Source organism: Paenibacillus sp. OK076, from assembly GCF_900110055.1.
Classification (GTDB): domain Bacteria; phylum Bacillota; class Bacilli; order Paenibacillales; family Paenibacillaceae; genus Paenibacillus.
Genome location: NZ_FOCH01000002.1, coordinates 449,809 through 464,316 on the forward strand (window position 1 = coordinate 449,809; position 14,508 = coordinate 464,316).

A 14,508-nucleotide genomic window follows, 5' to 3' on the forward strand; every position below is an offset into this window, starting at 1 on the left:
CATGGGACGGGGGCTGTTGAAGCTGCCGGGCATCCGGCCAGTACTTGCGCTGGCCTCAGCGCTGGTACTGTTGCAGGCGATGACGATTATCATGCAGGCCAAATGGCTGGCACAGGCGATTACGGCATTGTTTGAAGGTTCACCCGTAACAGAGCAGTACTCGGTACTGCTGTTGTTCCTGGCCGCTTTTGCCGCCCGCTATGCCCTGTCGTTCTGGTTGCAGCTCATCGCTTCGCGGTACGCGGAGAAGACAGGAAACGATCTGCGCAGACAGATGGTGGAGCAGTGGTTTCGGCTGGGGCCGCGTTTTGCCAAAACGGAAGGAACAGGGCACCTGGTAACCTTGGCACGCGAAGGAACAGCCAAGTATAAGACGTATCTGGAACTGTTTATTCCCCGAATGCTAGGGATGGGGTTCACGCCAATCGTTATTCTGTTCTATGTCTTCAAGCTGGATATGATGTCCGGGGTTATTTTGACGTTGACGCTGCCGATCCTGATTGTGTTTATGATTTTGGTGGGACTGGCTGCACAACGCAAGATCGATGGACAGTTCAAGTCGTACAAAGCGCTGGCCAACCATTTTGTGGATACGCTGCATGGACTGGAAACACTCAAAACACTGGGACAAAGCGGTAAGCATGGAGAAACGATCATTCGGGTCAGTCAGCGTTATCGCAAGGCCACGATGTCTACGTTGCGTATGGCTTTTCTGTCCTCCTTCGCACTTGATTTCTTCACCATGCTGTCGGTGGCTTCGGTGGCGGTTGGCTTGGGGCTGCGCCTGACGGAAGGACATATGCTGCTTGGACCAGCGCTGACCGTACTTATTCTCGCACCGGAATACTTCCTTCCTGTACGAATGGTAGGCGCAGATTACCACGCCACACTGGACGGCAAAGAGGCCGGGGAAGCGATCAGCCAGATGATTGAACGAGGTAAATTGGCCGAACGTAAGCAAAAGGAAGCATACACGAGTGCTGTTATACATGGTGTGTCAGAAAAGAACGGAGAATTCTCTTCGCCTGAGCCTACTTTTGGGCAAGGTGACGTGTCCGCATCCACCATACGGGTGGTTTTACGTGAGGTAAATGCCCGAAGTGGCATGGCTGCTTCCTCATCGAAACCCTCTTGGGAGGCGACGAGTAGACTGGCGCTTACCAACGTACAGGTACGACATCAGGAAGACGGGCCATGCTCGCTGAACGATGTGACATTTCAGGTTTCTGGTCTGGGCAAAGTAGGGATTATCGGAGCGAGCGGAGCAGGGAAATCAACCCTGATTGATGTACTTGCAGGTTTTCAGCAGCTTACTTCGGGTCAGATTTTATATAACGGTCAGCCCTTATCTCCAGAGATGATGGAAGATTGGAGAAAACAAACGGCGGCGATCCCGCAGCATCCAACTATTTTCAGTGGAAGTCTGGTGGATAATGTTCGGTTCTATATGCCCGAGGCTTCGGATGCGGAGGTGGCTGATGCCATTCACGCAGCAGGTCTGCATAAGGTTGCCTCCTCCTTGCCGAATGGGTTGCAGGAGCCGATTGGGGCTGGGGGAAGGCAGCTCAGCGGCGGGCAGGAGCAGCGGGTGGCTTTGGCGAGAGCTCTGCTTAGTGCGCGCCCGATTCTGCTGCTGGATGAGCCGACTGCGCATCTGGATGTGGAGACCGAGTATGAATTGAAACAGACGATGTTACCACTGTTTGAGGGCAAGCTGGTGTTTCTGGCAACACATCGACTGCATTGGATGCCGCATATGGACCGGATTATCGTGATGGATGGCGGTACGGTTGCAGAGACAGGAACACATGAAGAATTGTTGGCCCGACAAGGCGTATATTACCAGATGATTCAGGCCCAGATGGAGGCGGTGTAAGATGAAAGCCGGATACGAGCAGACAGAAACAGCCCGGAGCGGGAGCCAAAAGAATAGCTGGATCACTCCGTACGTGGCACAGTACCGCTGGAGACTCATAGCAGTCATTGCGTTGGGGATTTGCGCTACGCTATGTGCCGTATTGCTGCTCTTCACCTCCGGGTTTCTGATCTCCAAGTCAGCGCTCCGTCCTGAAAATATTTTGATGGTATATGTACCGATCGTGGGTGTTCGTGCATTTGGGATTTTTCGTGCCGTATTCCGGTATGTCGAACGTCTGGCTGGACATGATGCGGTTTTGCGCATACTCGCGGATCAGCGCGTGAAGCTGTATCGGATTTTGGAGCCGCAGGCACTGTTCCTGCGCTCTCGTATGCAGACAGGAGACGTACTTGGTGCTCTTGCAGAGGACGTAGAACGACTGCAGGATATTTACCTGCGTACGGTATTTCCGGCGGTTACAGCGCTCATGATGTACGGTGGAGCTGTTGTCGCTTTTGGCAGCGTTGATCTGAGATTTGCACTGTGGATGGGGTTGTATATGCTGTTTCTGGTTGCTGTGCTTCCTGTCATTTCCCTCCGAGTGACGTGGAAGTTGCGGGTGCGGCTGAAGCGGGAAAATGCCAAGTTGTACACTCGTCTGACCGATGGTGTGCTTGGCCTCGGGGATTGGATAGCGAGTGGACGAGCTGAAGAATTTATGCGTCGGCAGGATGAGGCTGAAGGTCAGGCAGATATGATTCGACTTCGCTTGCGGCAATGGACGCGCTGGCGTGATCTGGTTGCGCAGTGCGTGATTGGACTAATGGTGGTATCCGTGACCTTATGGGCGGGAAGTGCGGCTTCTGCCGGACAGCTGCCTGCGGTTATGATTGCAGCATTTGTGCTGGTGTTGTTTCCACTCACGGAAGCGCTGCTGCCCGTAGGAGATGCGGTGGAGCATATCCCGCAGTATCGTGAATCGCTGGAACGCTTGCAGAACTTGGAAGGTGGAGAGATTAAACCAGAACAGTCTGGAACCGAAGAAGCGAATGCAGCGGCTGGAGCCAAAGAGGACATGAACTTAGGTGTATCAGGCAGCAATTTGGTAGCTGGACAACAGCGGGGTTCTCTGGAACGTAAGGAAAAAGCTTCGGACCGACGTATCCGCCTGCGCATTCCGCCCAGGCTGCGAGCCGACATTCAGATCGATCAGGTGAGTTATCGTTATACGCCTGATGCTCCGTATGCGGTGCAGGAGGTGTCCCTACATCTTCCTCAGGGTAAACGCTTGGCTGTACTCGGTCGCAGCGGCGGTGGGAAATCAACCCTCATGAAGCTCATTCAGGGAGCGTTACTCCCATCCGCCGGGAATGTATTCATCAATGATCTTCCGGTACAAACGATGGGTGAAAATATAACGGATGTCATTGCGGTGCTGAACCAAAGTCCACATCTATTCGATACTACGGTAGCCAACAATCTGCGGATCGGCCGTCCGCATGCCACAAACGAAGAAATCCAGCGAGTGGCTGCGCAAGTAGGTTTATCCGATCTCATTGAATCTTTGCCGCAGGGTTATCATACCCCGATGCTGGAGACAGGACTTCGTTTCTCTGGTGGAGAAAGACAGCGAATTGCATTAGCCCGGGTGCTTCTTCGCGAAACACCTGTCGTTATTTTCGATGAACCGACGGTAGGACTTGATGCTGTGACGGAACGAGCGCTGATGCGGACGATTCTGGACAGCATGCAGGGCAAAACAATGATCTGGGTCACCCATCACCTGATGGGAGCGGAACGGATGGACGAACTTATTTTTATGGAAAATGGACAGATCACCATGCAGGGTTCTCACGAACAATTGCTGGCCCGGGAAGAGCGTTATCGCCGTCTGCTCGAACTGGATCGACCGGGATGGTCTGATGGGCAGCAACCTGTGGTCCCGCTACCACCTGTAGCCTCCAGATAATAGCGAATATAAGGTGCAGGTGCAGGCAGGGGCGAGTATCGGAAGGGTATGGGGCGTTTGCAGAGGCTTGTGTACGACATGGTAGCTGTTACCCTCTTATAATGTTAGTTCGATTCATCAGCGGCATAGCAAAGAGACGAGCCACAGGATCAGTAGGCTCGTCTCTTTTTTGCACCTTTTGTTGAAACGTTTGTTTCTAATATTACATCTCCACCAGCATCAAAATAATGGACGAGAGGCAAAGGCAGGTACTTATGAGATACAGGACGCCAACCACCTGTTTGTGATTCAGGCCAGCACGCAGCAAGCGATAGTGAGCTTGACTTGCATCTGCCTGATAGATGGCTTTGCCTTGAATGAAGCGTTTGATGACCACAAAAATGTTGTCGAAGATCGGCACACCGAGCGCCAGAATCGGGATAAAGATGGACAGCATAGTTGCTTGTTTGAAAGCACCGTCCAGGGCGATGACCGCCAGGATGAAGCCGAGAAACGTCGCTCCTGCGTCGCCCATGAACACCTTGGCGGGAGCTTTATTATATTTCAGATAACCAAGGGTTACACCGACTAGCGTAATGGCCATGAGAGCAGAATCGGTTTGGCCTTTGGTCATTGCAACAATAAACAGTGTAATGGCTGAGATAGCAGACAAACCACCTGCCAGTCCGTCCATGCCGTCCGTGAAGTTAATGACTGTCGTTACACCGAAGATCCACAGGATCGTCAGAATGAATTGCAGCCAGATCGGGAGCATGATGTATTCGGAGTTGAAAGGATTCACAAATCCTGTGAACGCAATGCCGGAAGCAAATACGAGCACTGCGGCAGAGACCTGTACGAGCATCTTGGGCAGGGCAGGAAAATCTTTACCTTTCGTTTTGTACCAGTCATCGACTGTACCAATCGTTAATAGAAGCATTCCGCCGGCGACCAGGGCCGCCGTTTCCCATGAAATTTCTTTCGTAAGAGCAATGTATGTCAGGAAGAATCCAGTAAATATCGCGTAACTTGCCGTCAGTGGAATGGGCTGCCTGTGCAGCTTGCGCTCCACATCTTCTCGGGGCTTGTCCACAAAATCGAGCCGATGTGCCAGTCGACCAAGCGGCGGAATAAGCAGAACCACGACAGCAAAAGACAGCATAAAAGCCAGTATGTATACCATAACTTCGCTTGATTCACTCCTATCTACCCATTTCCCCCTATTATACGAGCTAAACAGGAAATCTGTCGATGTCATTATTGTAACCAAAGCTTCTACCCAGATCGTTAGTATGTTCTCCCCTTTGTGAAAAACCAACCACCGGCCACGAACACGATGAAAAGTACAAGATTAAATCCAACACCCTTGAGTAGTGAGCCATTGAATAACAATGCTTCAAAAAAAGAAACAACATGAACGCGTAGCGCAGGAATCGCTGTTCCGGTTGGAATCGCCACAATGATTAGCACCCACAGCAGCCAACCAACAAGGTGGTGGTAGCCGGAGATCAGCATGCTTAGGAGCGCCATCGTCATTAAATAAAAAACGGTTTGATAGAGAAAAGAACCTGCCACGCCAAAGTCATTCCAATGAAACGCTTCTATAAGGTTTATGGTGCTTTTGTGGAGTAGGTTCACTTCGAGTATAGGCCATAAAGAATTAAATAAAGCGAGGGCCACTGCCCACACAGCATAAACGAATTGAAGACCGAAAAAATATTGTTTTCGGCTTGCTCCTAAATGTACGATGCGGTTGTAATAGCTAAGCGGAAGTACGATTGCGAAAATGAGCAAAATAAGCAGCAGCAGGTTGCCATCCGCGATTCCTGTGTTTTGACTGCTGTCTATAAAGAGGCCAACAATGAATTCCGCCAACCTGCCAAGGAGGATTAAAGTAATGACCATCCATATATAAATCCTCATTTGCAAATAGGTCGCCTTTAAATGAACGGTCAATGCACCCAATTTAACGACCTCCTTCGATCAAATACGAAAAAAACTTCTGAAGCGTCAAATTTTCAATAGTTATGTCTAGTTTGCGTGCCTGAAGCCTGTCCTCATCGTTAAATTTTTCGTAGATGGCGGCAAGCTTTCCGTGGCCGTAAGATTCTGTATGTAATACTCGCTTTCCTTTTGTGAACAAAGCTACGGCATCTGAATTTCCACGAATCAAATAAGCTGCCATCCGTATCCGATTCATCTCGTCATGAAGCAGGAGAGAGCCCTCATCAATGATATAGACTCTTTCTGCGATTGGGGCGATTTCATCAATCAAATGCGTAGAAATTAAAATCGTACGAGGATGATTGGCGTAATCCTCCAAAAGCTCCTTGTAAAACCTTTCCCGCATCAATACATCAAGTCCAAGCAACGGTTCGTCAAATAATGTCAACGACGATCGGCTAGACAGACCGATGATGTTTCCTACGAGTGATTCTGTGCCTCTTGAGAGTTGTTTGATTTTTCTGTTGGGATCAAGCTCAAACGTTTGAAGAAGCTTATGAGCAAACGTCCAGTCCCAATTGGGATAGAAATTTGCAGCGAACTGCAAAATCTCAATCAATCTAGCTCCGCCAAATAGCTTGTTATTCTCCCGTACGAAACAGCAATCTTCTGGTAGGGCTCCTTTACCCAACTTTTCACCTCTTATCTCAATGGTGCCGTCATTCGCGAAGAGTCCACCTGCTATGATGTTTAGCAAGGTAGTTTTGCCTGCGCCGTTTCGTCCGAGCAAGCCATAAATAACGTTTTCCTCGAGCTGTATATCCAGATCCCGTAATGCGTAGGTTCGACCATATTTCTTATTCAATTTGTCGCAACTCACCAAGATGCTCACAATGAATTCATTCCTTCCTTAATTGTTTAATCATCTCAATGATATCCTCGGTTGCCAGTTCAAGTTTGTCAGCTTCACAAATGAGATTGGACAGCAATTCCTTATAAAAACGATTTCTTCGCTTATTCTTAATCTTTTGTTTGGCATCAGACGAGACATACATGCCAAGCCCTCTTTTTTTATACAATATTTCTTCATTTACGAGCAGGCCAATTCCCTTCACAACAGTCGCTGGATTGATTTGAAAGAGCTGAGAAAACTGAGCAACGGAAAGAATTTGCTCGTCCTCTCGGTAAGTTCCGTTGAGAATATCGTCCTCAATGATATCTGCAACTTGTTGAAAAATTGGCTGCTTTTCGTCGAAATTGACGCTCATTACCTCACCACTCAGCATTGTAGTTTGTTACACATCTAGCAGGAAAACATAACTTATATGCGAAAATTTGTCAATAAACAATTCGGTAGGGGTAGATGATGATTTTTTTTACACGGAGTCCAGTTATTGACAATTGGTTGCGGTGGAATTATAGTATGCTACATGAGTGACATACTCATACACTAACATACTTACATAAATAAAAATACACTTGCAATAGGGAGTGCTCAAGAAGTATGACAAATAGATAACGGGGAGAGAAGAATTTATGAAAACATTAATCGAATTTAAAAGCGTAACGAAAGAATACAGAATTGGCGAAGTACCGATCAAAGCGCTGAACGGTGTTGACTTTACCATTAACGAGGGTGAATTCGTTGTTGTTCTAGGTGCAAGCGGAGCCGGTAAAAGCACGATTCTCAATATACTTGGTGGCATGGATACAGCAACCTCGGGTAAAGTGACTGTTGGCGATAAGGATATTACTAGCTTCAACGAAAAGAAGCTTACGGGATATCGCGCCGAGAAGGTGGGTTTTGTCTTTCAATTCTATAACTTAATCCCCAATTTGAATGCTTTAGAGAACGTTGAATTCGCCACTGAAGTATGCAAAGACCATTTGGATGCCAAAGAGATATTAAATAAAGTCGGCTTGAAGAATCGGATAAAAAACTTCCCGTCTCAGCTCTCCGGAGGAGAGCAGCAGCGAGTTGCTATAGCACGCGCCGTTGCAAAGAACCCTCTGCTATTGCTATGCGATGAGCCCACTGGTGCGTTGGATTATGTAACTGGCAAGTCGGTTTTGAAGCTGCTTCAGGATTTGAATACGGAAACGAAAAAATGTGTTGTGCTGGTCACGCATAACTCTGCGATTGTGCCGATGGCGGATAAAATCATTCGGGTGAAAAGCGGAAAAATTGAAAGCGTAACGGTCAATGAGCATAAACAAAGCGTTGAAGGGATTGAGTGGTGATGAAATTATTCAAAAAATTGATAAGGGATATCAAGCAATCCATCGGTCAATTTCTGGCCTTTGTGTTGGTTATCACCATAGGCGCTTTTTTCTACACGGGGCTGGTAACGTTAAGTGATAACCTTAGCTCTTATTCAAAGAATTACTTTCAAACTCATAATTTAAGTGACTTAAACGTTTACTACGACCAAGTATCCAAGCAGGATATGTCGAAGTTGAGTGGAATTGAAGGGATAAAGAAGGTGGAGGGACGGTATACCTTTGATGCGACGCAATCATTTGGCGATACGAAAGCAACTTTAAAGATCCACTCCATCCCCGAAATCAATAGCATTAATACGCCTACTATAATTGAGGGCAACATTCCGTCTCGCCAGGATCAAATCTTGCTTGATTCCCATTACGCCAAGGAGCACCAGTACAGAGTCGGGGATCAAATGAAGTTAAGCGTCAATAACGAGAATGTGGTATTCACCATTAGCGGCTTGGGCGAAAATGTGGAATATGCCAAAAAGAACGAAACCCAGGATCATAAAACTTCGGGATTTGCATATATGGCTGAAGCGGGAATTCCTCGAATCGCAGGTAACCTTTATTATAATGAGGTTTTGATTGACGCTGAAGAAGGGTACGATATAGACCGATTAGGCCAAAATGTTGAAGCGCAGTCTCAACAACTTTCTTATGTAAGTCAAATAAGTAAAGAGCGAACATTCAATTACTCGCAGCTTCAACAAACAGTCTATAACAATAAATTGATGAGCAAGGTTATTCCGCTGGTTCTCTTTATCATCGAAGCGATCATTCTCTTCCTAACCATGTCTCGAATCATCGATTCGCAAAGGAACCAGGTAGGAATTATGAAGGCATTAGGCGTGAAGAACAGCAGCATTATGCTCCATTACATGGGGTTCCCGATACTTGTCGGTATCATAGGTTCCATTCTTGGTTGTATCATTTCGGCAATCATATTTGTTCCAATGATTGAGGCTTCAAATGCTAGATCCTACTCGTTGCCGAACATAACATTCTCCTTATCCCCCTTCTCGATCATTATGCCTATCCTATTCTCGAGTGCATTCGGCATGCTGGCTTGTTATTTGAGCGGCATAGGTATTCTGCGAGAACACGCAGCACAGGCTATGAGGCCTAAACCGCCAAGGAAGATGAAAAAATTGCTTATTGAACGGCTTCCGAAAGTGTGGGGACGTATTTCCTATAGCAATAAACTTATTTTGAGAAACATCTTTCTTAACAAGCAAAAGGCAATAGCAAGCTCCGTAGGTGTTGTGGTGAGCACAGTGTTGTTAATCACTGCGTTCGGTACTCAAACGTCCTTACAAAGGGTCGCCGACCAGATCGAAGAAGTGAATACTTATGATCTGAAGGTCGAATTTGGGAAAGGGGCAGAGCTAGAAAAGATGGAGTTACCCACCGGGATTAAAAGCAGCTATGTTCAATCAACCTTTCCTGTGGAGTTTACCAAGGGCGATGAACATGAGAATGCCACGTTGACCGTTACGGAGAAGGACAATACTCTTATCCAATTTTTCGACGAAAAAGATAATCCCATGACACTCATGGACAATGGTGTGCTGATACCCAAATCGTATGCAAATCAATATAAAGTTGCGATAGGGGACACGATTCAAATTCGATTTACCGATCCGTCGTTTGAAAATAAAACGGTCGATATGAAGGTTGCACAAATATCCAATCAGTATTCCAATCCATCTTTCTTTTGTTCGATAGCGTATCTGAATAGTTTTGACATCGACTATAAGCCAACATCGATTCTAGTAAAAGCCAACGATGCCGCAGAGCTTCCCAACGTTCGACAGTTTTTTGAACAAGATAACCAGGTAGATACAATCGCGGATAAAGATGATTTGAAAAAGTCCGCACAATTTATTATGAAGCAAAATAGTTTTATCTTCATTATGTTTATCATTAGTGCTGTTATTCTTTCGTTTGGCGCCATCTACACCATATCCTCCATCAACATTTACGAAAGGAATCGTGAGCTGGCTACTCTTAAGGTACTGGGTTATCAAAAATATAAAATAAATCGACTTATCTTTTCCGAGAATATGATACTCACCACCTTTGCGGTCATTATAGCTCTGCCGATCAGTGTATACATGTATTCGATTATTATTGAGGCGTTGTCGAGTACCCATCAACAAATCCCAGATCAAATAAATATTTTGGTTATGCTGGTATCAATCATGATTGCATTTTTACTTACAACGCTCTCTAACTTGATGCTTCAGAGAAAGGTCTCTCGAATTAATATGATTGAATCGTTAAAAAGTTTAGAATAAATCGGGCAATAAAGAGTGAATTATTTCCAATTATATAAAAACGACAAGTGTGATTGATTCCACACATAGTAAGTTGTCCTTCAAATATGTCTTGATTCTTGATGCCTATCGGAAAATTATCGGTCAGTTTTCAGTAAAACACTGCAAGCCTTCGAGCTACAGTGTTTTTACTATATCCACCTAAGTATTTGTTTGTCATTCATATAACCAGGTTTAAGCAGACCTAGGGCTGGTTAAGGTCTTAGAGTTTCTGGGGCAGATAGGAGCCAAAGATGGAAATTGCCGCATCTGCGCTATAACCGTCATCGCCCTGCCAGGTTGCGGCAAAGTGGAAGTCGCTGTACCCACCTCGGCTTTTCCGTGGCGTATCCTGCGGCTCAAGAAGACCGGATGCACCCCAGATTTCGAGGATGGCGTCGCGTTCCTGTTTGCTCGAAGGAAACAAGCCTTTCCACCGTTTTTCTAGCCCGCGTGCGCTCTCATGAGGCTCGCAGGTCTGCGCTGCTTCAAGCATGCTCACAAGTATTGCGATGTCTGCGTCAGTGACTTCATAGGTGGCTTCCTTGCTAGCCAGCAGTAGCTCCAGATCCATCAGGCAGTATAACAGGTTATTATGGCGGACCCCGCCCCATTTCACCCGTTCAAAGTTCAATACGTTCAGATCGACGTCCGTGTACGTCTTGTCCGATTGCAGGTGAAGGAAGTTGCAATCCCCGCAGGAGCTGGTGTTGGCATGCAGTGCACGGCGTTCCTCGTAGGTATGTAAAGGCAGTTGTGATGTTAGAGCCCAGCTGGAAAGCGCGCTCCGCAGATATACTTTTTTGGTAGACAAACTGTGTAAAAATGCCGATACTACCCGTCGCTTGATGGAGTTGTCCTGATGAATCTCATGCAAACGTGCGACAATCTCATCATGGGTAATGGTTAGCGGATCGAACATAACGCCTTTGCTTTTGGCATATTCAAAGTCATCCCCCGAGAAGGGAAGAGATGCTGTTTTCCAGCCGCCGCTTCCCCAGAAGGTGCCCAGCAGAATTTTTGCCGCTTTTTTATCCAAGAAATCATCCTCCTCTATGCAATCCATAAGATGATGTATCGCATGATTCAAGCTTCGTTTTCCTTAATGTACATATTCCTCGGTTGTATTCAGAATCAGTTCAACGAGACCGGGGAAACGGGTGCTCAAGTCTTCCTTTCGCAGAGAATAAAAGTGCTGTTTACCTTCAATGCGAGGCCGGATAAGGCCTGCTTCACGTAAGATTTTGATGTGATGAGACAACGTTGACTTGGAAATATGGTCTACTTCGAAGGCGGAACAGTTTTTCTCGCCAGAGCTGGCCAGACAGTGTGCAATTTTCATCCGTACCGGATCGCCCAGTGCGTTGCAGACCGCGGTCAAATTCAATTCCGAAGCCATAGGTATCGTGGGAGTTTTCATATCTATGACGGTAGCATATTCGACAATCTCTTTCAATGTTTGATTTTTTTCGAACTGAGGGTTGTTCTGGGGACGGAAAGTGTGGTACATTTCATCTCAGTTAGTTTGAAATTTTTCGAAGTGAAATCCAAATCGGCTTATACATCTCAGGAGGAATACTCATGACTACCTTGTTAAACAACTATTTCCGTTTATTTGACGCTTCCCGTACAGACGAACGTGCGATGCAGGATCTGTTGTCCCTGTTTACACCGGATGCCGAGATTGTGCTGAACGGCACCAGCAGAACAGGATTCGATGGTTTTATGAAGGCTTTCTATGAATACAATAGCGATGTGAAACACATGTGGGACGAGTGGAAGCTTCAACCGGATGGCAGCTATCAAACAAACTGGGCGGTATGCGGACAAGCGGCGGACGGAACCGTATATGCCAAAACAGGCATCGATATCGCTCGTGTGAACGAGGCGGGGCAGATTGTATATTTGGAAAATGTGCAGGCAGACAAGGATGCATTCAGTAAATATAACCAGTAATTCGCAGGTAACCTGAAGAGAACCTGTAACTTCACAGCAGCTCCATGCTGTGGAGTTTTGTTATGCCCATATATATTAATCATTATTTTTTTTCAGCATGCTGATTGCACTATTTTGCTTAAACATGCTCATCGGCACGTTATGAAGTGTGAAGGGAGCGAAGGAGTAACGTGGATCATTCTTGATTATACGTTGTGGAAAAAAGTCTGCATGAAAAAGGCCGTCCCCCATTGCACCAGGGGGACGGCCCTCATGAATGTTCATCTGACCGGTCATCGGGATGTCATATGTTATTACGAACCGGGCACAGCCCCCCAGCGGCCATTCTAGAATGGATAGGGTGGACGGCTGCTTCCAACGAACCTCACACACGCTATTGGAGGGTATTCGGCATAATCAAATTTTTAACGAATCTCAGGCAGGCTATTGCCCTGTATTTTCAAATTATAGGCAGATATATGCTTCAATCAGCTGATATAAAGTGGCTGAAGTTCGTTAGAATACTAAATCAAGCAATAAACCTCTAATAAGGTGTACACGGTTCGTTAGAGTATGGCGTTTGGAAGAAGGAAGGCGCGGTCTGTGATGAACCCACCCACTTGCCCACTCACTCACGGCCCAATGCCGCTCACTTCTGCATCGTTTTATTCTGAAAAGCAGCGATATCGGCATACTCCTCTTCAAACTTGCGGGAGATGCGGATGAAGATCGGCAGCAGTTCGCGATAGATGCGAACGCTATCCGGGTCTGGCTGATGCCGATGCGTCGATCCAATCATGCCGGAGACGGCACTGAGGGAATCGATGCGGCCAAGGGCATATAGCCCCAACACAGCTGCCCCGAGGCAGGAGCTCTCGATACTTTCGGGAATGATAACATCCTGATCGAAAATATCAGCCATCATCTGCCGCCATAGCTCGGAACGGGCGAAGCCGCCCGTAGCCTGAATTTTTTTGGGGCGCCCGATTTTCTCTTCAATTGCCAGCATGACGGTATACAGGTTAAACAAGACACCCTCAAGAGCAGCGCGAATCATATGCTCCTTCTTGTGATGCAGCGTCAGGCCAAAAAATGAGCCGCGTGCATTCGGATTCCATAGTGGAGCCCGCTCACCGGTCATGTACGGATGGAACAGCAGGCCTTCCGAGCCTGGGGGTACATTTTCGGCGACACGGGTCAATACTTCATACGGATCAATCCCGAGTCGTTTCGCTGTTTCTACCTCGGACGCTGCAAATTCATCCCGTATCCAGCGGAAAATGACTCCGCCATTGTTGACTGGACCGCCAATTACCCACGCATCCTCAGTGAGCGCATAACAGAAGAAACGCCCTTTCGGATCGGTGACTGGCTTGTCCACGACGGTACGAATCGCTCCGCTGGTTCCGATAGTGACGGCCACGACGCCTGGATCAATGGCATTTACGCCCAGATTGGAGAGCACGCCGTCACTTGCCCCGATGACAAATGGCGTCGTATCCGCAATACCCATTTCCTTGGCATACTCAGGATTCAAACCTTTCTTGAGGACATGTGTCGTCGGCACAAGGCGGGACAAATGATCCGGGGTGATGCCTGCGACATGTAGAGCTTCCTCGTCCCAGTCGAGCTTTTCGAGATTCATCATTCCCGTGGCAGAGGCCATGGAGTGGTCAATCACATACTCGGAGAATAATTTATAAAATACGTATTCTTTCATGGAAATAAATTTGTGCGTCTGTTTGAACAGTTCCGGTTGATCTCTGGTTAGCCACATGATTTTGGTCAGAGGTGACATCGGATGAATCGGTGTACCGGTTCTCAAATAGATTTCGTGACCGTTCATTTCGGTTTTGAGCGCTTCCGTCCACTCGGCACTGCGATTGTCTGCCCAAGTCATTGCCCGCATCAGCGGTTTGCCGTGTTCATCCACAGGCAGAATGCTGTGCATGGCTGAACTGAACGACACAAACAGGATTTCATCCGGTTTGATGCCCGCCTTGGAGGTCGCTTGTTTAACCGATTCAACTACCGCTTTGAAAATATCTTCCGCATCCTGCTCTGCAATCGCAGGGGTAGGGGTATACAGCGGGTAATCGGCACCGCCTTGTGCCACGATGGTTCCGTTCTCTTCAAACAGGACGGCCTTCGTGGAGGTGGTGCCGATGTCTACGCCGATCATATAGGGTGAAGAAGCCATTTTGTCATCCCTCTTTCTTGAATATATAAGTGAAATGAAT

Annotated in this window: 12 protein-coding genes; 5 read left to right on the forward strand and 7 right to left on the reverse strand. The window is 47.2% G+C overall.

What is annotated here, in order from left to right:
• Window position 1 precedes the first annotated feature (1 nt).
• Both cydD and cydC read left to right on the forward strand, forming a co-directional pair.
• Window positions 2–1,876, forward strand: a complete 1,875-nt coding sequence (cydD, locus tag BMY78_RS20835) for a thiol reductant ABC exporter subunit CydD (protein ID WP_090903255.1) — start codon at window positions 2–4, stop codon at window positions 1,874–1,876.
• A gap of 1 nt (window position 1,877) precedes the next feature.
• On the forward strand, window positions 1,878–3,827 hold the full coding sequence (cydC, locus tag BMY78_RS20840) for a thiol reductant ABC exporter subunit CydC (protein ID WP_090903257.1): 1,950 nt from the start codon (window positions 1,878–1,880) through the stop codon (window positions 3,825–3,827).
• Window positions 3,828–4,029: 202 nt separating this feature from the next.
• Here the strand turns inward: cydC and BMY78_RS20845 are convergent, their stop codons facing one another.
• The 4 genes from BMY78_RS20845 to BMY78_RS20860 all read right to left on the reverse strand — a co-directional run bounded on the left by BMY78_RS20845 (window position 4,030) and on the right by BMY78_RS20860 (window position 7,018).
• Window positions 4,030–4,989: an MraY family glycosyltransferase gene (locus tag BMY78_RS20845; RefSeq protein ID WP_090903258.1), complete on the reverse strand. Its 960-nt coding sequence runs from the start codon at window positions 4,987–4,989 to the stop codon at window positions 4,030–4,032.
• Between the two features lie 104 nt (window positions 4,990–5,093).
• Window positions 5,094–5,771 carry a hypothetical protein gene (locus BMY78_RS20850; protein WP_090903260.1) on the reverse strand — a complete coding sequence of 226 codons (678 nt, stop codon included), beginning with the start codon at window positions 5,769–5,771 and terminating at the stop codon, window positions 5,094–5,096.
• Between the two features lies 1 nt (window position 5,772).
• Window positions 5,773–6,642, reverse strand: coding sequence for an ATP-binding cassette domain-containing protein (locus tag BMY78_RS20855; RefSeq protein WP_090903262.1), 870 nt, complete (start codon window positions 6,640–6,642; stop codon window positions 5,773–5,775).
• A 7-nt stretch (window positions 6,643–6,649) separates the two neighbouring features.
• On the reverse strand, window positions 6,650–7,018 hold the full coding sequence (locus BMY78_RS20860) for a GntR family transcriptional regulator (RefSeq protein ID WP_177185824.1): 369 nt from the start codon (window positions 7,016–7,018) through the stop codon (window positions 6,650–6,652).
• Between the two features lie 268 nt (window positions 7,019–7,286).
• On the opposite strand from BMY78_RS20860, the gene BMY78_RS20865 reads away from it, so the two are divergent.
• Both BMY78_RS20865 and BMY78_RS20870 read left to right on the forward strand, forming a co-directional pair.
• The gene (locus BMY78_RS20865; RefSeq protein ID WP_090903266.1) at window positions 7,287–7,991 is read left to right on the forward strand and encodes an ABC transporter ATP-binding protein; all 705 of its coding nucleotides are present in this window, start codon (window positions 7,287–7,289) and stop codon (window positions 7,989–7,991) included.
• A complete protein-coding gene (locus tag BMY78_RS20870) occupies window positions 7,991–10,315 on the forward strand; it encodes an ABC transporter permease (RefSeq protein ID WP_090903269.1) in 2,325 nt (774 codons plus the stop codon). Before BMY78_RS20865 ends, BMY78_RS20870 begins: the two co-directional genes overlap by 1 nt.
• Window positions 10,316–10,556: 241 nt before the next feature.
• On the opposite strand, the gene BMY78_RS20875 is transcribed toward BMY78_RS20870, so the two are convergent.
• Window positions 10,557–11,372 (reverse strand): hypothetical protein, encoded by an 816-nt coding sequence (locus tag BMY78_RS20875; RefSeq protein ID WP_090903271.1) that lies wholly within the window; start codon window positions 11,370–11,372, stop codon window positions 10,557–10,559.
• Window positions 11,373–11,435: 63 nt separating this feature from the next.
• A complete protein-coding gene (locus BMY78_RS20880) occupies window positions 11,436–11,789 on the reverse strand; it encodes an ArsR/SmtB family transcription factor (RefSeq protein ID WP_371129179.1) in 354 nt (117 codons plus the stop codon).
• Window positions 11,790–11,914: 125 nt separating this feature from the next.
• On the opposite strand from BMY78_RS20880, the gene BMY78_RS20885 reads away from it, so the two are divergent.
• A complete protein-coding gene (locus BMY78_RS20885) occupies window positions 11,915–12,289 on the forward strand; it encodes a polyketide cyclase (protein WP_090903272.1) in 375 nt (124 codons plus the stop codon).
• Between the two features lie 628 nt (window positions 12,290–12,917).
• Here the strand turns inward: BMY78_RS20885 and gntK are convergent.
• The gene (gene gntK / locus BMY78_RS20900) at window positions 12,918–14,468 is read right to left on the reverse strand and encodes a gluconokinase (protein ID WP_090903278.1); all 1,551 of its coding nucleotides are present in this window, start codon (window positions 14,466–14,468) and stop codon (window positions 12,918–12,920) included.
• Window positions 14,469–14,508: the final 40 nt, after the last annotated feature.

Excerpts from the sequence above, each read along its gene's own strand:
- cydC (WP_090903257.1), top strand. The coding sequence starts at position 1,878 with ATGAAAGCCGGATACGAGCAGACAGAAACAGCCCGGAGCGGGAGCCAA.
- BMY78_RS20860 (WP_177185824.1), bottom strand. The coding sequence starts at position 7,018 with ATGAGCGTCAATTTCGACGAAAAGCAGCCAATTTTTCAACAAGTTGCA.
- BMY78_RS20865 (WP_090903266.1), top strand. The coding sequence starts at position 7,287 with ATGAAAACATTAATCGAATTTAAAAGCGTAACGAAAGAATACAGAATT.
- gntK (WP_090903278.1), bottom strand. The coding sequence starts at position 14,468 with ATGGCTTCTTCACCCTATATGATCGGCGTAGACATCGGCACCACCTCC.
- BMY78_RS20845 (WP_090903258.1), bottom strand. The coding sequence starts at position 4,989 with ATGGTATACATACTGGCTTTTATGCTGTCTTTTGCTGTCGTGGTTCTG.
- cydD (WP_090903255.1), top strand. The coding sequence starts at position 2 with ATGGGACGGGGGCTGTTGAAGCTGCCGGGCATCCGGCCAGTACTTGCG.
- BMY78_RS20870 (WP_090903269.1), top strand. The coding sequence starts at position 7,991 with ATGAAATTATTCAAAAAATTGATAAGGGATATCAAGCAATCCATCGGT.
- BMY78_RS20885 (WP_090903272.1), top strand. The coding sequence starts at position 11,915 with ATGACTACCTTGTTAAACAACTATTTCCGTTTATTTGACGCTTCCCGT.